Source organism: Massilia sp. Bi118, from assembly GCF_918697865.1.
GTDB lineage: Bacteria > Pseudomonadota > Gammaproteobacteria > Burkholderiales > Burkholderiaceae_D > Telluria.
This window is the reverse complement of record NZ_CAKKMV010000003.1, coordinates 269,309-296,222: the sequence shown is the minus strand read 5'-3', so window position 1 is coordinate 296,222 and position 26,914 is coordinate 269,309. Positions and strand designations below refer to the sequence as shown.

23 protein-coding genes and 1 tRNA gene are annotated in these 26,914 nt (G+C 66.2%); 13 read left to right on the top strand and 11 right to left on the bottom strand.

Translation table 11 applies throughout. From position 1 onward, the window contains the following. Window positions 1-10: 10 nt before the first annotated feature. The 3 genes from LQV39_RS06000 to LQV39_RS05990 all read left to right on the top strand — a co-directional run bounded on the left by LQV39_RS06000 (window position 11) and on the right by LQV39_RS05990 (window position 4,287). Entirely contained in the window at window positions 11-1,078 is a 1,068-nt protein-coding gene (locus LQV39_RS06000) for a mechanosensitive ion channel family protein (RefSeq protein WP_230021249.1), read from the top strand. A gap of 83 nt (window positions 1,079-1,161) precedes the next feature. Next, entirely contained in the window at window positions 1,162-3,642 is a 2,481-nt protein-coding gene (locus LQV39_RS05995; protein WP_230021248.1) for a PAS domain S-box protein, read from the top strand. 30 nt (window positions 3,643-3,672) lie between these two features. Further along, the gene (locus LQV39_RS05990) at window positions 3,673-4,287 is read left to right on the top strand and encodes a hypothetical protein (protein ID WP_230021247.1); all 615 of its coding nucleotides are present in this window, start codon (window positions 3,673-3,675) and stop codon (window positions 4,285-4,287) included. Window positions 4,288-4,289: 2 nt separating this feature from the next. On the opposite strand, the gene LQV39_RS05985 is transcribed toward LQV39_RS05990, so the two are convergent. Both LQV39_RS05985 and LQV39_RS05980 read right to left on the bottom strand, forming a co-directional pair. After that, window positions 4,290-4,703, bottom strand: a complete 414-nt coding sequence (locus tag LQV39_RS05985; protein WP_230021245.1) for a type II secretion system protein — start codon at window positions 4,701-4,703, stop codon at window positions 4,290-4,292. Between the two features lie 91 nt (window positions 4,704-4,794). Continuing rightward, a complete protein-coding gene (locus LQV39_RS05980; RefSeq protein ID WP_374199408.1) occupies window positions 4,795-5,361 on the bottom strand; it encodes a fasciclin domain-containing protein in 567 nt (188 codons plus the stop codon). Window positions 5,362-5,620: 259 nt separating this feature from the next. Here LQV39_RS05980 and LQV39_RS05975 point away from each other — a divergent pair, with 259 nt between their 5' ends. The 4 genes from LQV39_RS05975 to LQV39_RS05960 are packed head-to-tail and all read left to right on the top strand — an operon-like array spanning window position 5,621 to window position 9,739. Next, the gene (locus LQV39_RS05975; RefSeq protein WP_230021243.1) at window positions 5,621-7,117 is read left to right on the top strand and encodes a DUF4331 domain-containing protein; all 1,497 of its coding nucleotides are present in this window, start codon (window positions 5,621-5,623) and stop codon (window positions 7,115-7,117) included. Between the two features lie 15 nt (window positions 7,118-7,132). Further along, window positions 7,133-7,417: a hypothetical protein gene (locus LQV39_RS05970; protein WP_230021241.1), complete on the top strand. Its 285-nt coding sequence runs from the start codon at window positions 7,133-7,135 to the stop codon at window positions 7,415-7,417. 4 nt (window positions 7,418-7,421) lie between these two features. Continuing rightward, window positions 7,422-8,603 (top strand): hypothetical protein, encoded by a 1,182-nt coding sequence (locus LQV39_RS05965; protein ID WP_230021239.1) that lies wholly within the window; start codon window positions 7,422-7,424, stop codon window positions 8,601-8,603. Then, window positions 8,600-9,739, top strand: coding sequence for a HupE/UreJ family protein (locus tag LQV39_RS05960; protein ID WP_230021235.1), 1,140 nt, complete (start codon window positions 8,600-8,602; stop codon window positions 9,737-9,739). The genes LQV39_RS05965 and LQV39_RS05960 overlap by 4 nt, the downstream gene beginning before the upstream one ends. Window positions 9,740-9,757: 18 nt before the next feature. Here LQV39_RS05960 and LQV39_RS05955 read toward each other — a convergent pair whose 3' ends face one another. The 4 genes from LQV39_RS05955 to LQV39_RS05940 form a co-directional block, all read right to left on the bottom strand. Beyond that, window positions 9,758-10,468, bottom strand: a complete 711-nt coding sequence (locus LQV39_RS05955) for an anti-sigma factor domain-containing protein (protein WP_230021232.1) — start codon at window positions 10,466-10,468, stop codon at window positions 9,758-9,760. Next, window positions 10,465-11,049, bottom strand: coding sequence for a sigma-70 family RNA polymerase sigma factor (locus LQV39_RS05950; protein WP_230021229.1), 585 nt, complete (start codon window positions 11,047-11,049; stop codon window positions 10,465-10,467). Before LQV39_RS05950 ends, LQV39_RS05955 begins: the two co-directional genes overlap by 4 nt. A gap of 94 nt (window positions 11,050-11,143) precedes the next feature. Further along, window positions 11,144-12,235 carry a sensor histidine kinase KdpD gene (locus tag LQV39_RS05945; RefSeq protein WP_230021227.1) on the bottom strand — a complete coding sequence of 364 codons (1,092 nt, stop codon included), beginning with the start codon at window positions 12,233-12,235 and terminating at the stop codon, window positions 11,144-11,146. Window positions 12,236-12,396: 161 nt separating this feature from the next. Next, window positions 12,397-12,765, bottom strand: coding sequence for a response regulator (locus LQV39_RS05940; RefSeq protein ID WP_230021219.1), 369 nt, complete (start codon window positions 12,763-12,765; stop codon window positions 12,397-12,399). A 284-nt stretch (window positions 12,766-13,049) separates the two neighbouring features. On the opposite strand from LQV39_RS05940, the gene LQV39_RS05935 reads away from it, so the two are divergent. The 3 genes from LQV39_RS05935 to LQV39_RS05925 all read left to right on the top strand — a co-directional run bounded on the left by LQV39_RS05935 (window position 13,050) and on the right by LQV39_RS05925 (window position 16,611). Further along, window positions 13,050-13,214, top strand: coding sequence for a hypothetical protein (locus LQV39_RS05935; protein ID WP_230021207.1), 165 nt, complete (start codon window positions 13,050-13,052; stop codon window positions 13,212-13,214). Between the two features lie 153 nt (window positions 13,215-13,367). Further along, window positions 13,368-13,769, top strand: a complete 402-nt coding sequence (locus LQV39_RS05930; RefSeq protein WP_230021199.1) for a response regulator — start codon at window positions 13,368-13,370, stop codon at window positions 13,767-13,769. Between the two features lie 142 nt (window positions 13,770-13,911). Further along, window positions 13,912-16,611 (top strand): caspase family protein, encoded by a 2,700-nt coding sequence (locus LQV39_RS05925; protein ID WP_230021190.1) that lies wholly within the window; start codon window positions 13,912-13,914, stop codon window positions 16,609-16,611. Here LQV39_RS05925 and LQV39_RS05920 read toward each other — a convergent pair. Beyond that, window positions 16,597-18,762 carry an FUSC family membrane protein gene (locus tag LQV39_RS05920; RefSeq protein ID WP_230021180.1) on the bottom strand — a complete coding sequence of 722 codons (2,166 nt, stop codon included), beginning with the start codon at window positions 18,760-18,762 and terminating at the stop codon, window positions 16,597-16,599. The two genes, LQV39_RS05925 and LQV39_RS05920, sit on opposite strands and share 15 nt — an antisense overlap. 124 nt (window positions 18,763-18,886) lie before the next feature. Here LQV39_RS05920 and LQV39_RS05915 point away from each other — a divergent pair, with 124 nt between their 5' ends. Further along, window positions 18,887-19,138 (top strand): hypothetical protein, encoded by a 252-nt coding sequence (locus tag LQV39_RS05915; RefSeq protein WP_230021178.1) that lies wholly within the window; start codon window positions 18,887-18,889, stop codon window positions 19,136-19,138. Between the two features lie 25 nt (window positions 19,139-19,163). Here LQV39_RS05915 and LQV39_RS05910 read toward each other — a convergent pair whose 3' ends face one another. The 4 genes from LQV39_RS05910 to LQV39_RS05895 all read right to left on the bottom strand — a co-directional run bounded on the left by LQV39_RS05910 (window position 19,164) and on the right by LQV39_RS05895 (window position 25,122). After that, the gene (locus tag LQV39_RS05910) at window positions 19,164-20,414 is read right to left on the bottom strand and encodes an alginate lyase family protein (protein WP_230021177.1); all 1,251 of its coding nucleotides are present in this window, start codon (window positions 20,412-20,414) and stop codon (window positions 19,164-19,166) included. 20 nt (window positions 20,415-20,434) lie between these two features. Beyond that, window positions 20,435-23,140 carry a TonB-dependent receptor gene (locus tag LQV39_RS05905; RefSeq protein ID WP_230021168.1) on the bottom strand — a complete coding sequence of 902 codons (2,706 nt, stop codon included), beginning with the start codon at window positions 23,138-23,140 and terminating at the stop codon, window positions 20,435-20,437. A 58-nt stretch (window positions 23,141-23,198) separates the two neighbouring features. Further along, complete coding sequence (locus LQV39_RS05900) at window positions 23,199-24,359, bottom strand: alginate lyase family protein (protein ID WP_230021160.1); 1,161 nt, start codon at window positions 24,357-24,359, stop codon at window positions 23,199-23,201. A gap of 361 nt (window positions 24,360-24,720) precedes the next feature. Further along, the gene (locus LQV39_RS05895; RefSeq protein ID WP_230021155.1) at window positions 24,721-25,122 is read right to left on the bottom strand and encodes a hypothetical protein; all 402 of its coding nucleotides are present in this window, start codon (window positions 25,120-25,122) and stop codon (window positions 24,721-24,723) included. A gap of 79 nt (window positions 25,123-25,201) precedes the next feature. On the opposite strand from LQV39_RS05895, the gene LQV39_RS05890 reads away from it, so the two are divergent. Together LQV39_RS05890 and LQV39_RS05885 are read left to right on the top strand one after the other, a co-directional pair. Further along, window positions 25,202-25,275, top strand: a tRNA-Cys gene (locus LQV39_RS05890). A 148-nt stretch (window positions 25,276-25,423) separates the two neighbouring features. Beyond that, window positions 25,424-26,890: a glycoside hydrolase family 30 beta sandwich domain-containing protein gene (locus LQV39_RS05885; RefSeq protein ID WP_230021152.1), complete on the top strand. Its 1,467-nt coding sequence runs from the start codon at window positions 25,424-25,426 to the stop codon at window positions 26,888-26,890. Window positions 26,891-26,914: the final 24 nt, after the last annotated feature.

The following is a 26,914-nucleotide window of genomic DNA, read 5'->3' as shown; positions in this document are numbered from 1 at the left end:
GGCGGGAGACATGGATTACACGATACTCAACAACGACTTCACGGCGTGGGCAGTCGCCATCTGCATCGGCGTAGGCGTCAGCGCGGCGCTGCGCGTCGTCCTGGGACTGGTCGTGCGGCGCCTGGACAGGTTCGCGCAGACCACCGACACCTACCTGGATGACCTGGCGGTCAAGGTCCTGGGCGCCACCCATCCGCTGTTCATGCTGCTGATGGGGGCGTACGCGGGTGCGCAATGGCTGGCCTTGCCGGAAAAGACCGCGCTCCTGCTGGGGCGGCTGGCCATCGCCGTGCTCCTGCTCCAGGTCGCGCGCTGGGGCGACGTCGGCGTGCGCGACTGGATGCACCACTACCGCAACCGGCGCAGCTTCGACGACGCCGCCAGCACCACGTCCACCGCGGCGCTGGGCTTCGTCGCGCGCACCGCGCTGTGGCTGCTCATCGTGCTGATGATCCTCGATAACTTCGGGGTCAACATCACGACCCTGGTCGCCAGCCTCGGCATCGGCGGCATTGCCGTGGCGCTGGCCCTGCAGAACATCCTCGGCGACCTGTTCTCGTCGCTGTCGATCGTGCTGGACAAGCCCTTCGTGGTCGGCGACTTCATCATCGTCGACGATATCCTCGGCACGGTGGCCTACGTGGGCCTGAAAACCACCCGGATCCGCAGCCTGAGCGGCGAGCAGGTGGTGTTCTCGAACAGCGACCTGCTCAAGAGCCGGATCCGCAATTACAAACATATGGAGACGCGCCGCGCCGTGTTCGAAACCCGGGTAGCCTACGGAACGACCAGGCAGCAGCTGCTGGCGATTCCCGCCATCCTGCGCGAGGCCGTGGAGGCGCAGGCGCAGGCCAGCTTCGACCGCGCCCATTTCCGGTCCTACGGCGGCTTCTCGCTCGAGTTCGAAACCGTGTATTACGTGAAGACGCCGGACTACGGGGTCTACATGGACGTGCAGCAGGCGATCAATATCGCCCTGTTCGAACGCTTCGAGCAGGAAGGAATCGCCTTCGCGCTCCCGACCCAGAACGTGCTTTTTTCCAATGCAAATAGCGGCAAGGAAATGGAAGCCTCGTAGGGGGCGGCCGGCGCGCGGCGCGCGTGCGCAGCTTGTATTGACAAGTTATCCATGGCAGGATGGGCCATCCTGAGCTCGCACATATGCCAGACGAACCTGTCCCCGATCACGAACGGATCCTCGACGGCCCGGTAAGCGAAGCCTGCTATCGCGCAGTGTTCGAGCATTGTTCCGACGCCATGCTGCTGACGGAGCTGGATGGGCGCATCCTGTCCGCGAATGCGGCTGCCTGCCGGCTGTTCGGCTATACGAGGGCGGAATTGCTGGCGCTCGAGCTCAGCCGGGTGCTCGACAGCAGCGACCCCAGTGTGGCGCAGGCGCTTGCGCGGCGCGCCGCCGGCGGCGAGATGACGGCCGAGCTGGGCTTCGTGCGCAGCGGCGGCGAGCGCTTCCAGGCCCGTGTCGCCTCCAGGGTGTTCACGGACGATGGCGGCAAGGCCATGGCCAGCCTGGTCGTGCACGATATCAGCGACCGCAAGCATGCCGAAGCGCTGTTGCGCGAGAGCGAGCAGCGCTTCCGCCTTTTATACGAGAATGCGCCGATCGGGATCGGCCACATCGACCTGGGCGGCAAATGGACCTACGTCAACCAGGCCTTCGCGGCGATCGCCGGCTACGCGCCGCAGGAACTGGTCGGCCGCAGCAATCTCGAGCTGGCGCCGCCCGACGAGCGCGAGCGCAGCCGCCAGTTCACCGACCAGTTGCTCGCCGGCGCGATCGAAATCCAGCGCGACCGCCGGCTGCTGCGCAAGGACGGCAGCACGCGCTGGATCCGCCTGACGGCCAAGATGCTGCGCAACGAAGCCGGCCAGCCGCTGTACGGGATCGTCCTGTTCTTCGACATCACCGACGCCATGCATGCGGAGGAGGCATTGCGGCGCAGCGAGGAAAGGTTCCGGACCACCTTCGAGCATGCGCCGCTCGGGATTGCCGAATGCGCGGCGGACGGCCGCTTCGTCGCCGCCAATGCGACCCTGCAGGAAATGCTCGGCTATACCCTGGCCGAGCTGGAAAGCCTGGCGAACCAGGACATCACCCATCCGGCCGACCAGGAAACGGCCATCCAGAACTTCCACAAGCTGCTGACCGGCCGGCAGACGGTGACGGTGGCGGAGCAGCGCTACCTGCGCAAGGACCGTTCGCAACTGTGGGTGAACGTCACGGTCTCGCTGCGCGGCAGCGGCGATGGCCCGCGCCTGCTCGCCATCATCGAAGACGTCACCGCGCGCAAGAAGTCCGAGGAAGCCTTGCGCGGCGCCGTCGAGTATTCCTATCACCTGGCGAGCCACGACAACCTGACCGGGCTGGCCAACCGCGCGAGTTTCAACGAACGCCTGAAGGACGCGCTCAAGTACGCCCAGCGCGACCAGCACCTGGTGGCGGTGCACGTGCTCGACCTGGACCGCTTCAAGTCGATCAACGATACCCTCGGCCACCATGCCGGCGACCTGCTGCTGAAGGAGGTCGCGCGCCGCCTCAAGGCCAACATCCGCGAAACCGACCTTGCCGCGCGGCTTGGCGGCGACGAGTTCGTGATCGTCCAGACCCATTTGTCCGAAGCGGCCGCAGCCGAAGTGTTGGCGGACAAGATCCTCGTCGAGCTGAGCCATCCCTATCACCTGGACGGGCACGAGGTCTACAGCGGCACCAGCATGGGCATCGCGCTCTTTCCGGACGATGCGCAGGAGTCCGACGAGCTGTTGCGGCTGGCCGACCTGGCCCTGTACGAAGCCAAGAACCAGGGACGCCTGAACTACCAGATGTACCGCGAGGCGCTCGCCACGGTTGCCAAGGAGGCCAAGCGCTTCGAGCGCGAGCTGCAGCGCGCCTTGCGCGAGGACGAATTGTGCCTGCATTACCAGCCGCAATACGACCTCGACAGCGGCCGCATCGTCGGCATCGAAGCGCTGATCCGCTGGCTGCACCCGGAGCGGGGCCTGCTGAACGCGGCCAATTTTATCCAGGAAGTGGAAAGTGCCAACCTGATGCTGCCGGTCGGCGAATGGGCGCTGCGCACCGCCTGCACCGCCCAGGCCGGCTGGGTGCGGGCAGGGCTGGTGGTGCCGCTGACGCTGAACGTTTCGTCGAAGCAGGTGCGCCATCCGCGTTTCCTGGCGATCTTGAACAAGGTGCTTGACGACACCGGGCTGCCGCCCTCGCTGCTGCGCCTGGAATTGCGCGAAAGCGTGCTGCTGGACCCGAAATTTCCCGCCAATACGCTGCGCGACATGCGCAAACGCGGTGTGCGCCTGGGGCTGGACGACTTCGGCGCCGAGCTGGCGGCCTTGTCGTCGCTGCAGAAATTCCCGCTCGATATTGTCAAGCCCGGCCAGGAGCTGGTGCGCCGCCTGTCGCGCGACGACAATGAATCGGCCATCCTGACGGCGCTGGTCGGGGTGGCGCGCGACGCCAGGATCACGGTCTGCGCCGACGGCATCGAAACGCCCGACCAGCTGGCGGCCGTCAAGCACCTGGGCTTCAATTGCGGGCAGGGTTATCTGCTCAGTCCGCCGGTGGGCGTAAGCGAGATGGGGCGCCTGGTCGCCGCCGAACTGGGCGCTTGAACAACTCAGCCTTGGTACAATAATCCCACCATGACCAAGACCACCATCTCCCTCGTCCTCTGCGTGACCCTGTCCGCCGCGCTGTCCGCCTGCAACAGCAAGACCTCCGCCAACGAAAAGAACTTCGGCGTGACGGTCACCCAGTACTTCGACAAGAAAGGCGAGATGTGCCTCGACCCCGTCAAATGGCCGGTCGACGTCTACGAAGTCGATATACGCCAGCAGAAAATGTACCCGGACAACGTTGCCGGCCAGATGGCGGCGCTGGAAGCGGCGGGCCTGGCCAGGGCCGAAGACGTGGACCTGCCGGAGACGAAGACGAAGGTCAGGCGCTACACCATGGCCGACGCCGCGAAGCCTTTCCTGCGCGAGAAGGCCGGTCGGGCGCCGCGGCTGTGCTGGGGCCGCAAGTCCCTGGACAAGGTCGTGCGCTGGGCGGACCCGGTCAAGAAAAGCGGACAGGAAGAGTCGGCCGTGATCTACACCTACCAGCTGTCGGACGTGGCCGCCTGGGCCAGGCTGCCGAAGGTCAAGGAGGCTTTCCCCGAGCTCGGGCGCAACGTCGACGGCGAGCACAAGCAGAAGGAAAAGCTGTACGTCAAACTGACCGAAAAAGGCTGGGAAGCCTACGGCTTGAACGACTGAGTTCAGCAGCCCGCGCCATCCGCATAGTTGGCGCTGCTGGTCCCGCTCGCGGGCGCATACACCAGGCGGCAGGCGGGATGCTGCGGATCGGCGGCGATGACGCCGGCCACGCGGGTATCGTAGTGATCCGTGAGCCCCGCGGCGACGAGGATGCCGGCGCTGGTCGGGTAGCCCGCCCCGTTCATCTCGACCTCACCGAGCACGGTGGCCGCAGCCGGCGAGCCCGCCAGCATCCATTTCAGGTGATAAATCTGCGCCGATTCGTTGACGGCGTGGCGCGCCAGCTCCATCTTGGCGATGCGGGCGCTGCGCATCGTATCCATATACCTGGGCAAGGCGACCGCCGACAAGGCGCCGACGATGGTGATCACGGCGGTCAGTTCCACGAGCGTAAAGCCGCCCTGGGGTTTCGGCATGCGCACGATTTCGCTCCCCGATAAATGCATTATTTGCATGCATTTTAAATAACTATCGAGTCGCCTGGCGCGCGCTTGCCTGCCGGCGCGCTTACTGCGGCATCAGCACGGTATCGATCACGTTGATCACGCCGTTGGCCTGGGCGACGTCGTAGGTGCTGATGTTGGCAGCATGTCCGCCTTCGTCCATGACCTGAATGTTGCGGCTGCCGTTCATCGTGAAGCTCAGGCTGCCCCCGCTGGCGGTCGCCAGCTTCGCTTTCCCACCCTGTTTCACGATCTCTCTTTGCAGCGCCGCGAAGTCATACCTGCCCGGCACCACGTGGTAGCTCAGCACCCTGGTCAGCATCGCCTTGTTGTCCGGCTTGAGCAGGCCGTCGACCGTGCCCGCCGGCAGGCGCGCGAAGGCGCTGTCGGTCGGCGCGAAGACGGTGTACGGGCCATTGCCCTTGAGCGTGTCGACCAGGCCCGCCGCCTTCACCGCCGCGACGAGCGTCCTGTGGTCGGCCGAGTTCATGGCATTGTCGACGATGTCCTTGCTGGGGAACATCGGCTGGCCGCCCACCATGGTCGTGTTTTCGTGGGCGCTTGCGCCGAGCGGGATTGCCAGGACGGCAGAGGCGATGAGGGCGAGTACTGCTTTGTGGGTGTGATGCATGGCGTATCTCCTTGTTGTGCTTGGTGTTGCATATACGAACGATGATCTGCGTTCGGATTCAAAAAATTTTCTGAATCCGATTCGCTCGCGCCTGCGTATATGGACTGGGAACCACGAAACACAGGGCAACAATCTGCAGAACTCATCGATAATTTACTCAAATATTTTCGTAAATCTATCGTGCGCAGGCTGTTTTGGTGGGAATATCGTTCTATTGACCAAGAAGTATCATCAATAACATCAAATCAAGGAGATGAGAATGGCAACGAGTAAACAGCGAATGAAGGCTGCGGCCGCGCTTGCGGCCGGCGCGGCATTGATGGCGGCGGCGCTGCCGGCGGGCGCTTCCAGCCACCGCGAGGCGCCTTTCCTGACCAACGCGCCCAAGGTCGACGGCACCGACTTCTACATGTTCCGCAGCTACGCATCCGGCCGCCAGGACTACGTGACGCTGATCGCCAACTTCATCCCCTTCCAGGACCCGCAAGGCGGCCCGAACTTCTACCAGTTCGACCAGAATGCCCTGTATGAGATCCACGTCGACAACAACGGCGACGCCAAGGAAGACATCTCCTTCCAGTTCCGCTTCAAGAACACCTCCAAGCACACGGCCCTGACGATCGGCGGCAAGCAGGTGATGATCCCGCTGATCAATTCGTCGACAATTCAAGGAGTCAATCCGCCCTCGCTGAACGTGCGCGAGACCTATACGATCGACATGGTGAAGGGCGACCGCCGCGGCGGCACCCGTACCCGTCTGGCCGGCACCGGCGGCGCCAGCGAATTCGACAAACCGGTCGATAACATCGGCGAGAAGACCTTCGGCGGCGCGGGCGGCTACGAGACCTACGCCAACCAGCACATCTACGACCTCAATATTCCGGGCTGCGGTACCGGCCGCGTGTTCGTCGGCCAGCGCAAGGAACCCTTCTATATCGCAGTCGGCAAGATCTTCGACCTGTTCAACCTGAACCCGCTCGGCGCTGAAGTCAGCGGCAACAAGAACGACCTGGAAGGCAAGAACGTCAGCTCGATCGCCCTCGAAATCCCGATCGCCTGCCTGACCGCGGGCGGCGAGCCTGTCATCGGCGCCTACGCCACCGCCAGCATGCGCCAGGGCCGCTTGCTGAACCCAACCCCGGCTTCCGGCATCAACAATGCCGCGAAAGAGGGCGGGGCCTGGTCGCAGGTGTCGCGCGTCGGCATGCCGCTGGTGAACGAAGTCGTGATCGGCATGGACGACAAGGACCGCTTCAACACCTCGAAGCCGAAGGACGACGCACAGTTCATCAATTACGTGACCAACCCCGTGCTGCCGGCTGTCGTCGAGACCCTGTTCCCGTCGGCGAAGGCGCCCACCAACTTCCCGCGCAACGACCTGGTGACCGTGTTCCTGAAAGGCCTGCCGGGCGTGAACCAGCCGAAGAACGTGGTCGCTTCCGAGATGCTGCGCCTGAACACTAGCATCGCGCCGACCCCGCAGGCGTCGCAGAACCAGCTCGGCGTGGCAGGCGGCGACAATGCCGGCTTCCCGAACGGACGCCGCCCCGCCGACGACGTGGTCGACGCCTCGCTGCGCGTGGCGATGGGCGCGCTGTGCGTGCTGACCGGCGCCAACGACGCCCTGGGCGTCGGCTGCAAGCCGGGCGACGCGCCTGCCGGCGGCCTGAAACTGACCGACGGCGTACGCAAGACCGCGACCGACTTCAAGGCGGCCTTCCCCTACCTGAATGCCCCGCTGCCGGGTAATCAATAAGCCGAGGAGACCATTATGAAGAAGCTGCAAACGAAGCGGGGCCGCTTGCCGGTGCTGGCGCTGGCGCTCGCGCTGGCCGCCACACTCGGCGCCTGCCACCACAGCGACGACGACGACATGGGCTCGAAGCCGCCGGTGGCGGAAACGCCGAATCCGCCGCCGGCCATGACCGACGCCTTTTTCGCCTACGTCAGCCAGATCGTGGCGACCGCCAGCGATACGGCGGAACCGGCATCGACGGACGGCGTGACGGCCACGGCGCCGGAAAACACCGAGCCCCAGCCTTTGCCGGCGTCCTGAGGCCATGCGGCTGGACGCTTTGAGAAGGCTGTTGCCGCTGGCGCTGCTGCCGGCCTCCATGTGCTGCGGCGCCGCGCCCCACATTCCGGCCGACGGCGGCCAGGTGGTGGAGCGCCTGCCCAGCCGCACCGATCCGGTGCAGCGCGAATTGCTGCGCCTGCGCGCTGAGCTGAGCCGCCGGCCGGGCGACCTCGGACTGGCAGCCACGCTGGCGCGGCGCTACATCGAGCAGGCGCGCATCGAAGGCGATCCGCGCTATCTCGGTTACGCCGAGGCCGCGCTGGCGCCGTGGTGGAAGCAGAATCAGCCGCCCGAGCAGGTGCTGGTCCTGCGTGCGACCCTGCGCCAGAGCACCCACCAGTTCGGGGCGGCGCTGGCCGACCTCGATCTGGCGGTCAAGCGCGACAGCGACAACGTGCAGGCCTGGCTCACCCGCGCCACGGTGCAGATGGTGACCGGTGACCTGGCCGCGGCGCGCGGCAGCTGCATGCGCCTGTATTCGCGCGCGCCGGCGCTGGTGGTGCAGACCTGTTTGTCCAGCGTCGGCAGCATTTCCGGCGACGCTGCCGCCAGCTACCGGCGCCTGCTCGAGCTGCAGGCGCGCCGGCCGCCGGACACGCCGGATATTGGCATCTGGGTCCAGACCCTGCTGGCCGAAATGGCGGCGCGGGCCGGCGACGCCGCCGCCGCCGAAGGGCACTTCCGCAAGGCGCTGGCGCTCGGTAGGCCCGACAGCTACCTGCTGGGCGCCTGGGCCGATTTCCTGCTCGATCATGGGCGCGCCCCTGAAGTGGCGCGCCTGCTGAAGGACAAGACCAGGGTGGATGCGCTGCTGCTGCGCTACGCGCTGGCCTTGACAGCGATGAAGTCGCCCGAGGCGGCGGCGCAGACCGCGGCCCTGGGCGCCCGTTTCGATGCGGCGCAGCTGCGCGGCGATACCGTGCACCGGCGCGAGCAGGCACGCTTCGAGCTCGCCCTGCGCGGCAATGCGGCGGCGGCGGTGCGTCTGGCCAAGGCCAATTGGGCGGTACAGAAGGAACCGGCCGACCTGCGCATCCTGGCCGACTGCGCGCTCGCCAGCGGCGACCTTGATGCCGCGCGCCTGGTGCGCGACTGGCTGCGGACTTCCCGTATCGAAGACCGGCGCATCGCCGCCACCGCCGCACGCCTGCGGGTGCCGGCATGAGCGCCGTGCGCCGCGTTTTCCTGGGCTTGATGGCGCTTGCTATGCTGTTGCCGGCGGCGCCGGCCTGGGCGCACAAGCCGAGCGACAGCTACCTGACCCTGGACGTCGAACAGCGCCAGGTGAGGGGACAATGGGATATCGCGCTGCGCGACCTCGACATGGCCATCGGCCTGGACGGCGACGGCAACGGCGAACTGACCTGGAACGAGGTCCGCAGCCGCCAGGATGCGATCGCCGCCTATGCGCTGGCCCGGCTGAAGCTCGCCGCCGGCGGCGCGCCATGTCCGCTGCGTTCAAGCGCCATGCTGCTGGACGAGCATAGCGACGGCGCCTACGCGGTACTGCGCTTCACCGGCAGCTGCGCCGCCGATGTCGCCGATCTGGACGTGGATTACCGGCTGCTGTTCGACATCGACCCCCAGCACAAGGGCCTGCTCCAGCTGCGCCATGGCGGCCAGACTTCGACCGCGATCTTCGCGCCGGACAGCGCGCACCAGACGCTGCGCGTGAGCGATGCCTCGGCGCTGCGCCAGTTCGGCGACTACGTCCGGCACGGCATCTGGCATATCTGGATCGGCTTCGACCACATCCTGTTCCTGCTGTCGCTGCTGCTGCCGGCGGTGCTGGTCTACCGCGACGGCCGCTGGCAGGGCCGGGACACGTTCCGCGCCGCCGCCATCGACGTCCTCAGGATCGTCACGGCCTTCACGCTGGCCCACTCGATCACGCTGACGCTCGCGACCCTGGGCGTCGTAACCCTGCCTTCGCGCCTGGTCGAATCGGCGATCGCCGCCTCGGTCGTGCTGGCGGCGTTGAACAATATCTGGCCGCTGTTCCATGGACGGCGCGCGCTGGTGGCTTTCGGCTTCGGCCTGATCCACGGCTTCGGCTTCGCCAGCGTGCTGCTCGACCTCGGCTTGCCCAGGGCCTCGCTGCTGCTGTCGCTGGTCGGCTTCAACGCCGGGGTGGAGATCGGTCAGCTGACGATCGTCCTGCTGTTCCTGCCTTTGGCTTTCCTGGCGCGGAACACGGTGCTGTACCGCCGGGGCATGCTGGGCGCAGGGTCGTCGCTGATCCTTTTGCTTGCCTTGGTGTGGCTGGCGGAGCGGGGGCTGGACGTGAAACTGCTGGCGTGATCGCTCACGCCGCGCGGTTCACAGGCGCGTCCAGCTGCCCTTGTACAGCACCGGCCCGGTCGGCGCGTCCGGATTCGGCGAGCCGCCCTTCGGTTCCAGGCTGATCGCGAGGAGCATGACGTCCGGACCGATGGCGCGCTGGTCGAGCGCCAGCTCGGCGCTGCGGTTATCAGGCAGGATGCCGAGCGAACGCGGTTTGCCGTCGCGGGCGATCGCCCACAGCTGCAGCGTGCGGTCGTCCGGCACATGCACATCCTGCGCCACCCGGACATGCAGGCGCTTGCGCGCCGGGTCGGCGCTCACCACGAGGGCAGTGCGCGCCTGTTCGTCGGCCAGGGCGGCGACCTGCTGCGGCAGCGGCGCCTCGCCGCGTCCGGCCAGCAGTACGCCCAGCACCACGGCAATGGCGCCGGCGCCCAGCGCCATTCCGGCCCAGGGCCGCGCCGCGCCGAGGCGCCAGAACTGCCACCACGGCGCCGCCTGCGACGATGCCGACGACGGCTGCAGGCGGCGCTCGATGCCGGTCCAGACGCGCGCCGGCGGCGTGACCGGCCGGCCCATTTCGGCCAGGCCCGCAAGGCGGCCCTGCCAGGTGAAGACAAGGACGCGCAGCTCCGCATCCTCGCGCAGCCAGGTTTCGAAGCGCCGCCGCGCAGGGCCGCGCAAGGTGCCGAGCGTGTATTCGGCCGCCAGCCTTTCGCGCAGGACCGCGTTGTTCCGGATATTCATGCAGCCCCTCCTTTCGTCAGGCAGTCGCGCAGGCGTTCGAGGCCGCGGCGAATCCAGGTCTTGACCGTCCCCAGCGGCTGGCTGAGCTGGGCCGCGACTTCCGTGTGCGACAAGTCATGCAAGTAGGCCATGCCGATCGCCTGGCGCTGGCGCGCCGCCAGTTTCTCCATGCAGCCTGCCAGGGCCAGCGCGTCCTGTGACAGCTGCACGCGTTCCTGAGGTCCGGCGGCGGCATCCTGCAAGGCCTCGACCAGGTCAAAGTCGCGCGGCGCCAGCTCGGTTTCCAGGCTGGCCTGCATGCGCCGGCGCAGGTCCAGCGCCTTGTTGCGCACGATGGTCGCCATCCAGGTCAGCGGTGCGGACAAGTGGACCTGGTAGCTGGACGCCGCGTGCCAGATCGCCACGAAGGCATCCTGCAAGGCTTCCTCCGCCAGCTCATCCTTCCTCAGGATGCGCAGGGCAAAGCCGAACAGCCTCGCCGAGCTGGCGTCGTAGAGTTTGCGGAATGCCGCCCTGTCGCCGAGCGCCACCGCGGCAAGCAGGCGGTGCAAGTGCTCGTTTTCGTCGAAGTCCCTGCTCACGGCGACCTTATCATTGATTTAATGAAATCATTGTAGCGCATCAATGTAAGTCTTTATACGTGCGGGATCCGGAATCGGATTCAGATGCGCGCGCTCAGTCCAGGCTGAGGGTTGGTGCGTTCTGGGATGGGCGGGCGTCGACGGGCAGGTCGACAGTGAAGGTGGTGCCGCGTTCCTGGCTGCTGTCGAGCCCGACACTGCCGCCATGGCTCTCCGCCACGGCGCGCACATAGGGTAGGCCGATGCCCCAGCCTTGCTTGTCGTTGGTTCTTGCGGATTCCGCCCTGCGGTACATCTGGAAGATGCATTCCTGTTCGTCGGGCGGGATCGGCGGGCCCTCGTTGTGGACCGACAGCAGCATGCGTCCGTAAGCTTCATCGAGCGTGATCGTGATCGGCGTGCCGGCACTACCGTACTTGAGCGCGTTGCTGACCAGGTTTTCCAGGACACGCTTGAGGGCTGGCCGGTCCCAGTATCCCTTGACCGGGCGTTCGGTCACATGGAGGCGCGCGCCGTAAGTTGCGGGGGCGTCGGCCCGGATTTCCCTCAGCACCTCGCAGATGTCGAAGCTGGTCAGGGTCAGCTCGATGTTCTGGCCGCTATGGAAGCGCATCGTGTGCAGCAGCTCGTCGATCATGCTCCCCATCCGTTGCGCGCTCGACAAGGCCTTCGCCGCGACGGACTTGATCCGCGCCGGATCGTCGATGAGGCGGATCAACTCGAGCGCCGTCACCGTCTCGCTCAGCGGGCCCCGCAAATCATGCGTCAGGGCCGCCGCAAAGCGCTCGCGAAAGCCGCTGTGCACCAGCGAAAAGGCCTCGACGGCTTCCTGGATGCCGGAATCGATCGAGCTATTGATGGTATGCGTCTCGTCGAAGTCGAGCTGTACGTTTTCGCGCCGCAGGACGTGGAAGATCGCCCCGCGGAAGAGCTGGTATTCCTCGATCAGGGCGGAGTGATTGTAGGCGGTGATGCGCGCACGTTCTCCGCCATGTTCGGCGGCCACCGTGGTGCCGTCGACGGCGGAGGTGCGTGGCGTGCCCGGGCTGATGCTCTCGACGATGTTGTCGTAGAAGGCCGGCATGGTATTGATGAGGAAGGGCGGCTGCACGTCGCGGGCTTCGAACACCCGTTCCCTGACCCATTGCTCCCAGGTCTGCAGCACCTCATCGCGGAGCTCGAGCATGCGCCTGGCGTTCGCCGACAGCGCAGCTATTGCTCGGTTCTGGTCATCTGCAAGCGTCATGAGCTTCCCGGATCGATGGGCGAGTTTGCGCCATCATACAGGCAGCAGCTTGCGCTACCGGCAAATTTGCAATTTCCGCCCAAACGGATTTAACAATGGCATCAAGTGCGGAGCAGGGCCACCACGGTATCGATCTTGTAGGGCTTGGGCGTGTAGAGATAGGGCCGCTCGCGATTCGCCAGCAGCGAGGGCACCGTATAGCCCGAGGCCAGCACGACCTTGACTTTCGGGTACATCTCGCGGATGGCGTCTGCCATCTGCAAGCCGGTCATGCCGGGCATGACCACATCGGAAAAGACCGCATCGATGTCCTTGTCGTCGGCAAGCATTTGCATGGCCACGTGACCGGAGTAGGCCACCACCACCTCGAGGCCGTGGGCGGCCAGCAGGGCGGCGGCCATGTCGGCCAGGTCCTGCTCGTCGTCGACCACCAGCACTTTGCGCAGCAGGGCAGGGGATGCCCCGTCCATGCCTGCATCCTCATCGAAATGCCGGGCGACACCGGGCGGCTTTCCGTCCTTGCTGGCCCAGCCTGTATTCCAGATGCCTTGCATATCGTTCTCGCGCCTTGATCAAAACCTTATTTTAACGAATTTGCCAGACATCGCGCGCGAATATGTTGCGATAAAGGACATTGTATTGCTAAATTGGCATGTTTCGATTTCTTGCAGCGTGTGGGGAACGTCAATCGTGCGCTCATGGCGTCTTTTGTCGTCCTGGATTACATTGAAAACATTGACGAAGAGGTGGTGCGATGCTGAACCTGTTCAACGATTTCGAACCCAGGCTACTCCTGCATGCCGGAATACTTGTGCTGGGACTCGCCACGTTTGTCGGCGCCATCCTGGCCAGCCGATGTCCTCGCTGCAACTGGCTCGAGTGGATAGGCGAGCGCCGCGACGCGGACGATACGGAGTAACACTTAGGCTCGCTAATAATTTCCTGTTGTCAAACTTTTCTGTGCTAAGCTGGTTCCTTGCTTTACGTAAAGCCAGTCGCATTTTCCCGCCTGCCCAGACTCCGCAGGATTAAGCTTTCTTCTCTCATGGCACGCGCAGTGCCGCTTAATCCCATGACTTCCCCGACAAACGATGCGCAAAAACGCATCCTCCTCATCGACGACAACGTCGATGCCGCCTCGATGATGCAAGCCCTGCTGACCGCCTTCGGCTTCACGGTCGAAACCGCCAATAGCGGCGCGCAAGGTCTCGCGCTGGCGCAGATCTTCCTCCCGCAGGTGATCTTCCTCGACCTGGGCATGCCGGTGATGAACGGCTATGAAGTGGCGACGGCGCTCAGGAAGCTGCCCGCACTCGCCGACGTCTTCCTGCTGGCGCTGACCGGCTGGAACGACCAGGGGACGCGCGCCGCCGTGATTGCCGCCGGCTTCGACCGGCACCTGGTGAAGCCGCCCGATTTCGAGCAGATCCGCGCCATCCTCGCGCAGCATTTCGAGGCCAGGGCCACGGTCTGAGGACAGGCAGGGCCCGGCTTGTTGCGTTTGACGCAGTACTCCATGCGCCATTCATATTTTGACAACATTTTTTTGTAGGCGAAGATCGTTTCGGCTAGCATCTACGGCATTGCCTGATTATTAACCAATCGCGCTGCCAACCGTGAACCGACACCCCATCGCACCAGCCCTCGCGCTGGCCATCGTCTTGTTTTCCGTCGTCGCAGCCGGCCCGTCCCATGGCCAGGCAGCCGCCGACCTGAAGACCCTCCGCGGCGCCGACATGGCCCGCATCAACGAGCAACTGGAACGCGAGCTCAAGGAAAAAGAAGAAGCCCAGGCGCGCCGGGCGAAGGAAGAGGCCGAGCGGGCCGCGCGCCTGCTGGCCATCACGCAGACGGGCGCGAAGCCGGCGGCGCGGACGCAGGCGGCAAACGGGCAGGCGCAGGCGGACGCACCGGCGCCGGCCGCGCTGGCGCCGGTCCGGCCGGAGCAGCGCCTGGCACTGGTAATCGGCAATAGCGGCTACAAGACCGGGCCGCTGACCAATCCGGTCAACGATGCGCGCGCGATGGCGGTGCGCCTGCAGCAGCTGGGCTTCAGCGTCATCAAGAAGGAAAACGCCTCGCGAGAGGAGATGATGGCGGCGGTGCGCGACTTCGGCGTGCAGCTCGCGAACGGCGGCGTCGGCCTGTTCTATTACGCCGGCCACGGCGTGCAGTCGAAGGGCGCCAACTACCTGGTGCCGGTCGACGCCGACATCCGCAACGAGGACGAACTCTCGACCCGCGCCTACAACGCCAACGAGGTGCTGGAAAAGATGGACACGGCCAAGAACCGGATCAATGTCGTCATCCTCGACGCCTGCCGCGACAACCCCTTCGCGCGCAGCTTCCGCTCCGGCAGCCGCGGCCTGGCCGGCATGGACCAGGCGCCCAGCGGCACCCTGGTCGCCTATGCGACTTCGCCCGGTTCGACGGCCTCGGACGGCCTCGGCGCCAACGGCCTGTACACGGAGCAGCTGCTGCAGGCGATGAACGAGCCCGGGGTCAAGCTGGAAGAAGTGTTCAAGCGCGTGCGCGTGGGCGTGAAGGAACGCTCCGAAGGAAAGCAGCTGCCCTGGGAGATGTCGTCCGTGACCGGCGACTTCTATTTCAACCCGACCCCCGACCAGGCCGCGGAGATGGCCGCTGCCGCCGTGGCCTATGCATCGCGCCAGGGCGGCGGCGCGGCGCCGGTGGCGGCTGTCGCCACGGCGGGGCGCTCGGCGCTGATGCCGGTGCTTATCTCGCGCAAGCTGATCGAGCAATACCAGATGAACGCCAGCGCGCCGCTGGCCGGCGACACGCGCATGGCGACCTTCTCGCCGAACGGCGCCTACTTCCTGCTGGCGAACGCCGACCGCCAGATGCGCCTCTGGCACGCGGACACCGGCCTGGCCGTGCCCGGCCTCCCGCGCCTGAACGCACCCATCGCCACGGCGCACGGCGAGAGCCTGGCCGGTATCAACGCGGAAGGCGAAGCGGTGGTGCGCGACCTCGACAACGCGGAGCAGCACCGCCTGCTGGACAAGCTGCCGAAGGGCAGCCAGCGCCTGATCCTGTCGCCGGACGGCCGGCGCGTGCTGGTGCTGCACCGGGACAAAGGCCTGCTGCTGTTCAGGCGCGACACGCAGGAGCAGGTTGCGGAGCTGGATTCCGTCAGCGGCGATTTGCAGTACGCGTTCTCGCCGGACGGCAAGCGCCTGATCGTCTGGGGCGACCGCGACTCGAACATGAAACTGTACGATCTTGACACCGGCAAGCGCATCGAGCGCCTCAGCGCGCACTGGGACCCGCCCTCCGTGCTGCGCTTCAGCCAGGACGGCAAGAGCTTCGTCAGCGTGGCGGCCAAGGACAAGGCCATCGTCTGGCGTACCAGCGACGGCGAGGTGATGGGCAAGTTCGAGCTGGGCAAGGGCGGTCCGATGGCGAAGGAAGTCGAGCTCCTGAACGAGGGCCGCCAGCTGCTGGTCTACGCGCCGGTCGACGCCACGCTGCCCGGCGCCGCGCCCGAGTTGAGCCTGTGGGACGTCAAGAGCGGCGCCCGTGTCGCGACCCTGCTGCCGGCCAGCGTACCGCTGAAATCCTTCCGCGTCGTCGCCGAGCGCCACCGGCTGTTCGTGAACGGCGGCGAGGACCTGCGCGTGTACGACCTGAAGACGCTGCAGCGCACCCACCAGCTGGCGGGCATGGAGCTGGTCGACCTGTCGGCCGACGCGCGGCGCCTGCTGGTACGCAACGGCGACGAGATTCGCCTGATGGATGCCGACAGCCTGACGGTGGTGGCGCGGCTGCGCGGCCAGGTCAGCGCCTTTGCCGCCGCCAGGGGCAAGCTGTTCGCCACCAGCACCAGCGACGGTCTGCTGACCCTGTGGAACTTCGACACCGCGGAACAGGTGGGCCAGCTCAAGGGCCACCTCGACACCGTGAAGAAGGTGGTGTTCTCGGACGATGGCCGGCGCCTGGCCAGCCTGGGCGCGGACAATACCGTCAAGTTGTGGGCGCTGCCCGAGGTCAAGGACCGCCAGATGATCGTCAAGAATCAGCTGGAGTCGACCGCCGAATACGTGAAGCGCGTGGCGAACTGGAATTCGCCCTATACCACGCTGGTCACGCTGGATGCCTACGATGCCGACAGCGCGCTGTTCAACGTGCGCTTCGGCGAACTGAGCGCCGCCATTCCGCTGGACCGGGAAGCGGCCAAGAAGCTGGTCGGCCAGCGCCAGGCCGTGCTGTCGGCGCGCCTGAAATTCTTCGACAGCGAACAGCTGGTGATCGCGGACGCAAAGCTGAGCAGCGTCGCTTCTTCAGCGCCCGAGTAAGGACGCATCGTCCTTCACGGCCTGCGCGCCGGCGGGCCGGCCCAGCGCCTGGCCGATCGCCGCGCTGGCCAGCGCCACCTGGGCCGCATCCTGGCGCAGCATCCGCAGGCGCCGCCGCAGCGGTCCCCAGCCCGGCCAGGCGGGGTCCTGGCGCGCCGTTTTATCAAGCATGGCGTCCACTGTCTGGGGCGCCGCCCCCAGACTGGTGCGCACCGCGGCAAGCCCGTTCCTCAGCATGGCCTCGACCTCGGCGCGCGGCATGTTCTCCGCATAGCGCTGCAGCAGCAGGCGCAGCGCCGCCATGTGCGCGACCAGCAGGTAGTTCTGCACCGTGAAGCGGTTCAGCTCCCTGGGCGCGCGCCGCTTGTCCGCCGGTTCGTCCAGCATGCGCCCGAGCGCCCCGCTGAGCGTCGCGAGGCTGTCCATGAAGCGCTTGCGGCTGACCCGGTAATGGAAATCGTCGGCGACGTCGCCGAGCAGGAGGGCAGCGCCGTCGCCGACGTATTTGCGGTTGGCCTCGAGCACCTCGTCCACCAGGCGCGGCAGGTCCTGGTACTCCCAGCTCGGCAGCACATAGCTGAAGAAGGTGGCGATCAGGGTGCCGAGCAGCGTGTCCAGCAGGCGCTCGCCGATGGCGCCGGCGTGCGGCACCGTCAGGCCGATCAGCAGCAGCGCCTGCATGCTGGCGGCGATCGCGGTGTAGCGGTACTTCACGTAGAGGAAGGTCGGTCCGGCGGCGGTGGCGACGAACAGGAAGCCGAACAGGATCGCCGGCGCGTGCACGAAACGCAGGATCACGGCGGTCAGCAGGCAGCCGATCAGGGTGCCGACCAGGCGGTCGGCGCGGCGCTGGCGGGTGATGCTGAAGCTGGGCTTGAGGACCACGGCGATGGTCAGGGCGATCCAGTAGCCGTGCGTCTGCCAGGGCAGCCATTCGCTCGAGACCAGGCCCACCGAGATCGCCATCGCCACCCGCAGCGCGTAGCGGAAGGTCGGCGAGGTCCAGCGCAGGTTGGCCAGCAGGATGCCGAGGCTGTAGCGCTGCTGGGTGAGGAAGGGCGTCAGGTCGGCGCCGGCCACCATCGGCAGCGCGCCCTGCGGCGCCTGGCCGGCGGCGTGCAGGCGGGCGATCATCGCGATCGTCTCGCGGATCTTGTTGGAGGTGGCGCGCAGCACGGCCTGGGCCTCGGCCGCTTCGCCTTCGCCGGGGGGCAGGGCGCGCAGGGCGCCGGCGAGCGCGCGCAGCTCGTCTTCGTAGTCGACGGTCCGCTGCGAAGCCCGGCCGCGCGTCATCGCATACGCCACCGATTCGATATCGCGCGCCGCCTTGCCGATCAAGTCGCCCAGCAGCGGCAGCACGCTGCTGCCGGCGAAATGCTGGCGCAGCAGGATGTAATCGGTGTGGGTGGCCAGCACCAGTTCATACAGGTCGAACATGGCGTAGTGCACCTGCACCAGCACCTCCTCGTCCTTCGCCGGCCTGCCGCGCAGGATCAGGTCGCGCGAGGCCTGCTGGCGTTCGGCCAGCGTGCTTTGCTGGCGCACCAGCTTTTCCATCTGCGCGGACAGCGGCTGCGCGATGTCGTAGCAGCCGGCCTTGGTGCTGGTATAGGCCGCGAGTTCATAGAGTGCTTCGGCCAGCACCTGCTGCTTCAGGCGGCGCTGCAGGATCCACACGACCATCATCGCATACGCCATGTAGCCGGCGCCGCCCAGGAAGAACAGCGCGCCCTGGTGCAGGGCCTGCAGCGGCGTCGCCGCCTCTTCGCTCGACAGCATCATCACGAACAGGGCCACGAACTGCAGCGGCATCGCCTTCCTGCCGTACACCACCATCATGCTGGCCAGGAAGCTGACCAGCACGATCACGCTGCGCAGCAGCCAGGGCACCGGCGAACACAGGCCCACCACCAGCGCGACCAGCGAGCAAAACAGCACGCCGGCCAGCATCTCGTTGAACTTGTGGCGCAAGGGGCTGGGCAAGTCCATCAGGCTGGTGCACAGCGCGCCGATCGCTACCGCCATGGCGCTGGGCAGGCCGGCGATGAAGTAGGTGAGGTAGGCAAGGCCGACGATGCCGGTGGCGATCCGCAGGCCGGTGTAGAAATAGTGACTGAACAGGAAGGTGCGCGGGGCGAGGGCGTAGTGCATGGGATCGGATCGCAGCTGTGATCACGATTATAACGCCGCGGCCCGCACCCCACAGCGCGCCTGGACCAAGCATGCAAGCTCATGAATTTAAAGCTAACACGCGTATTTACCGATCGAAGAAATCATGGGTCACGACATCAAGACCGTCAAAGAGGCCGGCGCCCTGGTGCGGCACACCTGGCGCGCCGCCTCGGGCTTTTTCCTCAGCATCGAACTCCTGCTGATGCTGCTGGTGGCCTTCGCCGCCGTCGGCGGCGTCTGGCTGGCGGTCATGGGCTCGCCGCTTTGCCTGCTGCCCTTCGGCCTTGCGGGCGCTTATCTGGTGGCGCGCCCTGTGCTGCACCTGAAGCGCATCCTCGCCTGGCCCTTCATGTGAGCCGGCGGCGGCCCGCCGCTGGCCTTCACTCGCGCAGGGGCAGGACCAGGGCGCTCAGCTGCCCGGGATACTGCTGCAGCAGCCAGCGCGCCTTTTCGCGGAAGACCGGATCGTCGCGGTAGGCGCGCGCCGCCGCCAGCATGTTCTGCATCGCATGCCGGTTGACGCCGTCCGGCGAGCCTTCCTTGGCGTCGATTTCCGGATAGGGCCACTTCTCGCCGTTCACATGGCGCGCGACGAAGCGGTACCCCTGCCTGATGGTGTGCGCATCCTCGTTCTGCTGCCAGAGGTTCACTCCCATCAGTTCACCATAGCGGCCCAGATTGCCGAAGGCCTCGAGCGCGAAGTTGACGTAGCCAGACGGGCGGGTGCGCTCCAGCTCCGCGACCAGCTTGCCCTCGCGGTCGATCTGGCCGGGGATGCGGCGGATCCTGGCGATGTCGAGTTCGCGCCTGGCGACTGCCGGCTGATTCGTGTACAGGGCATACGCCACCACCTGGGCCCCGTACCAGGTGCCGTGGTTGTTGTGCGCATTGCTCTCCTCGAAGCCGTTACGGCTGCCCAGCAGCCAGTCCAGGTAGGCGCGGTACCAGGCGCGTACATCCGCGTTCTCCGCATCCGTCAGCGCGCGCGCCGGCTGGATCAGGGCCAGGCTGTCCATCACGTCGATCAGGTTGCGGCTGGTGATGATGCCGATGCCGCGGCCGTTCACCCGGCCGGGAATCGCCTGGCCGTAGTCGAGGTTCGGATTCATGCGCGTTGCCGGCGCCAGGAACCAGGCCCGCGCCAGTTCGCCGGCCTTGTCGGCGTATTTCTGCTCGCCGGTGAAATACCAGGCCAGCGCCAGCACCGTGACGTCGCGCGAAAACTTGCCGATGCGGGAGGCATCCGTGGCGTCGGTCGAGGAAGCGGGATTGTGCTGGCCGTCCTTGCGGATGTAGGGCAGGCCATCCTTCTTCGAGGGATCGGGCCACCAGTAGGGACCGAAGCTGAAGAAGTCGTGCTTGTCGCCGCTGGCCGGCGCCAGGCTCTTGTCGACCACGCTGTAGCGGGGATGCGTGAGCGCGGCGTCGGCCTGTTTCAGCAGGCTGTCGTAGGACGGCAGGTAAAGCGGATCGCGCGCGGCGACGCGCTGCTTGGCCAGGGCCAGCGCCGCCGGATCGTAAGTGTAGAACTGCGAGGGCGCGGCGGCCTGCGCGGGGCCGGCCAGGCCCACGCTCAGGCAAACGCCCAGGCAGGCGGCCAGCACGGCCGCACGCAGGGTCGAAGCTATCATGAAGTCTCCTCGGGCAGGCTTCAGAAGGTGTAGGTCGCGCGCGCCACGAAGGTACGGCCGAGCGGGCTGCCTTCACCGCTGGCATAGCCTTCGTTGCGGTAGTTGGCGGCCGGCGGATCGCGGTCGAACACGTTGTTCACGCCTGCCATGAGCTTCCAGTGGCGCTGGCCGGAATAGGTCAGCGACCAGTTGAAGACCGTGTACGGATCGATCACGTGGTAGAACTGCGTGCCGCTGTTCCGGTCTTCGAAGCTCTGCTTGTACTGCTCGTTCAGGGTCGAGGTCCAGGCACCGCCCGGGCTCTTCCACTTGATCGACGCGCCGTACTTCCAGCGGAAGTTCTGCACGTTGGCGTCCAGCGGGCCGAACTTGTTGACGCTCGAGATCCACTCGCCGTCACGGTCCACCTGGGTTTCGAAGCGGTGGATGTAGGTGCCGTCCAGCTGGGCGCCGAAGGTGCCCCAGCGCGTTTTCGGGAAGGTGTAGGTGGTGGTAATGTCGATGCCGTCCGTGCGCAGCCCGCCCAGGTTGGTCTGGCGGTCGTCGATGTACAGCAGGTTCTTGTTGGCGTCGCGGATGAACAGGTCAGCGTAGGTCGGGTCGGTGAAGAAGGTCGGCTGGGCGATCTGGCCGATCATGTCGCGCAGCTTGACGTTGAAGTAGTCGAGCGAGACCAGCAGCGAGCGGGTCGGCGTGAGCACGAGGCCGAAGTTGAAGGTGGTCGAGCGTTCCGGGCCGACGTTCGGATTGGCGCCCGTGTTGATCGGCTGGCGCGCGGCGCAGACGACGGCCGGGTCATACCCGGGTAGCGCGGTGCCGTTGGTATTGCCGCCGGGACGGCCGCCCGGGCACAGCAGCGGGTCGTTGTAGCTCAGGCTCGTGATGCCGGTGCGGCCGTCGACGGCGCCGAAGTAGCGCTGGCTCAGGGTCGGCGCGCGGAAGCCGGTGCCGGCCGCGCCGCGCAGCATCCAGGTATTGCCCGGCTTGTAGCGGAAGCTGACTTTCGGATTCGTGGTCGAGCCGAAATCGCTGTAGTGGTCGGTGCGTACCGCGAAGTCGACGTCGAGCGCCTTCGTGAAGGGCATGTCGAGTTCGATGTAGGCGGCCGTCACGTTGCGCGAGGCATGCTGGTTGACGGCGGCGGTGTTGCCGGTCTGGCCACCGGACAGCGCCACGGTTTCCGGAATCGAATGGTAGGTGAAATCGTGCCAGGCGCTGGCGCCCACGGCCAGCGACATCGCGCCGCCCGCCAGGGGCATGAGCTCACGGTTGGCGGTCAGGTCGATGCCGTTCAGGCGGGTCACGCCTGCATCGGCGGTCTGGCCATTGGTCGAGAGGCCGTCCAGGTAGGCGAGGCCGTTCTCGTCCTGCAGGCCGAAGGGGTTGAGCGAGCCGTCGGCGACGCCGGCCAGCAGGCCGTAGCTGTTGACGAAGCCCGAACGGAAGGTCACACGGGATGTGTACAGCGCGCTCCACAGGCCGGCGCGGTAGTCCCAGGCGCCGATGCGGCCCTCGTCCTCGATGGTCGCACGCGCGGTGCGGGTGTTGTAGTCCAGGACGGTCGGGCCGAGGTCGCCGATCAGCGACCAGGCCAGGGTCAGGGTCTGGTTGGTGATGCCGGGCATGGCCGGGGTGATGCCCCGGCCCGGGTAGTACTTGCTGGCCGGGGTGATGGTCAGCGCCGGGAAGCCCGCGATCGAGGCATTGATGCCGAAGGTCGGGTTCTTGACGGGACGGTTGTAGATATTCGAATACAGCAGGGTGGCGGACAGCTTGTGGTCCGGGTTCAGCATCAGGCTGCCCTTGGTGAAGAAGGACGCCTGCTGGTGCTCCTTGGTCAGCGTGAGGCTGTTGGCGCTGTAGGTGGCCGAACAGGTATTGCTGGTGCCCGGGGTGGTGTACGGTTCCACGCAGCCGGTCGCGTAGTACGGGTTGCCGGCGTTCTTGGTCGAGCCGTTGACCAGGGTGACGTTGGCCGGCACGGCATTGGTGCCCTTGGTCAGCTTGGGCGGCGCGAAGCCGGCGCTGATCCGGTTCTCGTCCGAGGTGATGTTCGGGCGCGCCGACTGCGCCAGTTCGTTCTGGTGATTCAGGTCGCCCGTGACGTAGATGTTCCAGCCGTCGGCGGCCAGGTCGCCCTTGCCGAAGATGAAGTTGAAGCCCGTGGACTGGCCGCCGCCCGCCCGTTGCGGCGTGGTGCCCTTGGCGGTGATGGATGCGCCCTTGTAGGCCTTTTTGGTGACGAAGTTGATCACGCCGCCGATCGCGTCGCTGCCGTAGATCGAGGACGCGCCGTCGCGCAGCACCTCGGTGCGGTCGAGCGCGCTGACCGGGATGTTGTTCGGGTCGATCGAGTTGTCCGAGACGCGCTTCCCATCCAGCAGGACCAGGGTGCGCGAGCCGCCGATGCCGCGCATGTTGGCGCTGTTGCCGTTGCCCGAGGTGGTGTTCAGCGTGTAGTCCGATGCGGTCGACATCGACATCAGGATGTCTTCGATGGTCAGCATGCCTTGCGCCAGCCAGTCCTCGGCCTTGACCACCGTAACAGGCAGGGCCTGGTCCGCCACCGAGCGCTTGATGCTCGAGCCGGTGACTTCCACTTTCTGCATCGTCGGATCGGGCTGCGATGCCTGCGCGCCGGCGTCCATGCCGGCCAGCGCCAGGGCCACCGCGGCCGGTAATGTCTTCAGCAGCTGCGCTGCGTGTCGTTTGTCGTGCTTGTCCAAAGCTTGTCTCCTCGTTGTTGTAGATGTCGTTGTATGCGTTGCCGGCTGCCGGTGCGGCTTACTCCCACAGCACCGGCTGGCGGATGAAGAAGTTGCGCACCACTTCGTCCACCGAAGAATCCGCGGGCAGGGTGCGCCATAGGTCCAGGTAGTCGGGGCGGTGCAGCGCGCGGCCCGCGAACAGCAGGCTGGCCTGGCGCATCGGCCACTCCCGGTCGAACATGAGGTCCGGCGGCAGCGGCCATTGCGACTTGTCGCGGATGTAGGGCACCATCCAGGCCATGGCCTTGCCGATGCCGATGCCGCGGCCGTCCGGCGTCGTGTAGGTCCACAGATCGTCGCCCGGGGTGGACAGGACTTCGCACAGCGCCGCGAGTGCTTCGAGGTCGAACAGCGCATAGCCATACGGCTTGGTGCGCTTCAGCTCCAGCGGCAGGCTGCCGTCCGCCGCCAGCTGCGTGGGCAGCAGCACCTTCTTGTAGCGCTCGCGCGCATAGGCGAGCAGCGCCTCGTCGCCGATGAGGCGGGCGAAGGCAGCCACCTGCAGCAGCCAGCAGCTGCCGTGGTTGTTTTTGGCGTCGCGCTCCTGCTGGCCATTGCGGCTGTGGACCAGCCAGTCCAGGTAGGCGGTGAACCATGCCTTGATGCGGTCGCCCTCGGCAGGCGGCAGCGCATGGCCGGCCTCCAGCACCTCGATGGCGCGCGCCACCTCGACCAGGTGCACGGTGTCGATGATGCCGATGCCGCGGCCTTTGCTGCGGCCGAAGACGGCCTGTGCGTATTCCAGGTTCGGGTTGAGCCGGGTGGCCGGATCGACGAACCAGGCGCGCAGGTGGGCGACCGCATGGCCGGCATAGCGCTTGTCGCCGGTGATCTTCCAGGCGGCCACCAGTTCCGGCACCTGCACCGCGAAGCGCAGCAGGGCCTGGCGGTGTGCGACGAAGTTGTCCGGGTTGCTCAGGCCGTCGCGCTGGATGTAGGGTCCGCCGGGGTGGGCGGGATCAGGCCACCAGTAGTCGCCTTCGGAATAAAAGTCGTGCGGACCGCCGCTGCTGCGCGGCGCCGGAAAGGCCGTGATGGTGTGCGCCGCCTGGCCGAGGTCGGCCTGGGCGGCGCGCAGGATGCGTGCGCGATCGAGTTGCGCAGCGACGGGGGCGGCCGGGTCCGTGCCGGGCCGCGCGGCTGCTGCCAGACAGCTCCCCAGCAACGCTGCCGCCATCAGCCATTTCGCTGCGCGACGCCGTGTTTCGACAGATTTATGAAATCGTTTAACAAGCCGCAATGCCATTCTTCCGAAACTCCCGCTCCAAGAGAAACCGTTCTCTTACCCGATATTTACATGAACTTTTTAAAATGTAGGAAAACGTTTAACTAAAAGGTATAGGAATTTTTTTCGCTAGTCAACAATTCGTGAAAGCGATTCGGTGCTACGAGACGGTGGAGGGGGTGGGGACTTGCGCGTGCAATGCCGGGACAGGGTGGACGGCATCGAGAAAGGCGCACCATGGCGAGCGCACGGTGCGGCGGGTGCTGCTAAAAATGGGGTATCCGGAACCGAAGCGATTCAGGCGGCCTGGCGTTCAGGCGTCAGCCGGCAAGTTCACCAGCAGCCGCGGATCGAGTGCCCGCATGCGCGGTTCGACATAGTAGCCGCCGGCCTCGACATACTTCAGGCAGCAACGCCCGCAGACCTCGCACTGGAGGACGCTGCAGCGGTTGTAGGGATAATGCCGCCAGGCGATCGGCGCCTCGGCCGACCAGTAATTCGTCCCGGCCGGATGGTATTCCTCGTAGGTCGCTTCGATGTAGGGATCCTCGACCAGGGTGCCAAGCGTCTGCATCTGCTGCTCGGGGAAGCCGGCTGGAATGCGCGTCCATTCGCGGCAGGCGTCGATGGCGCAGTCGCAGTCGCGGGTGACCGCCGCCGATGTTGTCGCCAGTTGCATCAATTCGTCGAATTGCAGTTTTTTCTCGGTGCTCATGGCAGGAGTATGCCATGCCGCCGCTTTCCGTTTGCGCCACCGCATGGACGGCTCAAGCCACGCGCGTACCATTCTCTTCGGCGAGGTAGCAAAGAGGTTATGCAGCGGCTTGCAAAGCCGCGTAGACAGGTTCGATTCCTGTCCTCGCCTCCAGGACATCATGATCGGCCCACCACTGCGTGGGCCGATCTTTTTTCGCTTTCCGCACGCACGCGTTGACTTCGCCAACACCTCTGCTATAGTTCTCGGCATAAATTTGGCAACGTTTCCAATCTGCCGTCCCATACAGGAGATGAACACCATGGCTCTCGCCACCCGGCTGCGGCTGCGCAGTGCATTCCCCATCCTGCTGGCCGCCGCATTCAGCGCCTTGCCGGCCGCCGCCGCACCTGTCAAAGGAGAGGGCCCCACGGTCCAGGCCTGGCTCACCACCGGCGACCAGGCCAAACTGCTCTCCCGCGAAGCCGACGCCAGCTTCAGCAGCGCGATGGTCAAGATGGCCGCTGGCACGCCGGTGATCGAGGTCGACCCCGGCACCAGTTACCAGCAGATCGCCGGCTTCGGCGCGGCCATCACCGACGCCTCGGCCTGGCTGATCCAGCAGAAGATGACGGGCCCACAGCGCGAGGCCCTGATGCGTGAGCTGTTCGGCCGGGGGCAGGGGAAGACGACGGGCATCGGCCTGTCCTTCACCCGCCTGACCATCGGCGCCTCCGACTTTTCGCGCACCCACTACAGCTTCGACGACATGCCGCCCGGCCAGAGCGATCCGCAGCTGCAGCACTTCTCGATCGACGCCCAGCGCGACACCGTGCTGCCTGCCGTGAAGGCGGCGCTCAAGGTCAATCCACAGCTGAAGGTGATGGCCTCGCCCTGGAGCGCGCCGGGCTGGATGAAGAGCAGCGACAGCCTGGTCAAAGGCACGCTGAAGCCCGAAGCCTACGATGCCTTCGCGCGCTACCTGAACCGCTACGTCGATGCGATGAAGGCCGAGGGCGTCGCCATCTCCGCGCTGACGCTGCAGAACGAGCCGCACTTCGAGCCCGGCGACTATCCCGGCATGCGCGTCGACCCGGCCAAGCGCGCCGCTTTCATCGGCGGCCATCTCGGCCCGCTGCTGGCGCGCGCGAATCCCGGCACCGCGATCTTCGACTGGGACCACAACTGGGACGAGCCGGATTCGCCGGCCACCGTGCTGGCCGACCCGCAAGCGGCAAAGTACGTGAGCGGCGTTGCCTGGCACTGCTACGCCGGCAAGTCGGACGTGCAAACCAGGCTGCACGACAAATACCCGGCCAAGGACACCTGGTTTACCGAGTGCTCGGGCGGGCGCTGGTCGCCGGACTGGTCCAGGAACCTGCAGTACTTCACCAAAACCCTGGTGATCGACACCACCCGCGGCTGGGCGCGCGGCGTGCTGTTCTGGAACCTGGCGCTGGACGAGAACGACGGTCCGCACCTGGGCGGCTGCAAGGACTGCCGCGGCGTCGTCACCATCGATTCCAGGACCGGCGCCGTCACCCGCAACGTCGAGTATTACGCGCTGGCCCATGCCAGCCGCTTCGTGCTGCCGGGCGCGCGCCGCATCGCCTCGAGCGAAGCGTCTGAAGGCGTGGCCAACGTCGCTTTCCGCAATCCGGACGGCGGCGTCGTGCTGCTGCTGGCGAACGGCGAGGCCGCGGCGCGCACGGTCGCGGTCAAGGTGGGCAAGGCATCCTTCCGCTACACGCTGCCGGGGGCCAGCGTCGCCACGCTGGTCTGGAAATAAATCGCGGAAGGTGCGTGAGCTGTT